Below are 585 nucleotides of genomic sequence, written 5' to 3'. Positions count from 1 at the left end.
GGCGATTGTCCAAACACGCCAGCTACGATTAATCCTGTAATATAGTCCACAATCATGCAGATTAGTAATGTTGTCATGCCGCTTGTCCACCCTCCGAAAAATCCTGCAATCACGCTTCCTGTAATTCCTGTAACTGTGCAAATCGTCTGCTTCATTGTTCTACCTCCATAAAAGCGTTATTTAACTTCCTTCCATAAACTTTCTGTTCCTACTGCACCCGGCTCCCAGACGTTGCCGCCGACCAGAGATTCCCACGTCTTGCCACCGTGGATTACCTTGTCGCCTGTTACATATGCATTGGTACTATCTGGCTGCTCCCACTCAGGGATTACATCTGGATCCGGGATAAGTACTTTCGCCCAAAGCGATGGGCTGTCCGGCGGTGTCCACGTTTCCTGTGTATTGTGCGCCTGCAGACAGCGGTACAATACGCCATCATATGTAAGCCTGTCCCCAGCCGTTACGTGGATATCTGGGTGCCACTGCGGATACCAGTCCGCATGTCGCAGTGCCACCTCATCCGTGGCAGTTGGCAAGATTACTTTTAAAAGATTAATCAACGATTTCTGACTCTGTGTTAACATT

Annotated in this window: 2 protein-coding genes; both read right to left on the bottom strand. The window is 48.9% G+C overall.

Annotation, left to right across the window (positions count from 1 at the left end):
• On the bottom strand, positions 1 to 155 hold a 155-nt coding region (locus tag D1841_RS19600), incomplete at its 3' end, for a phage holin family protein (protein WP_166554390.1).
• A 21-nt stretch (positions 156 to 176) separates the two neighbouring features.
• The coding region (locus tag D1841_RS18290) for a carbohydrate-binding protein (RefSeq protein ID WP_160201842.1) at positions 177 to 585 on the bottom strand (409 nt) is incomplete at its 5' end.

The organism is Neglectibacter sp. X4, from assembly GCF_009917365.1.
In the GTDB taxonomy this organism is placed as follows: domain Bacteria; phylum Bacillota; class Clostridia; order Oscillospirales; family Acutalibacteraceae; genus Acutalibacter.
Note: the sequence above shows the minus strand (reverse complement) of the source record. Positions and strands in the feature narration are given on the sequence as shown.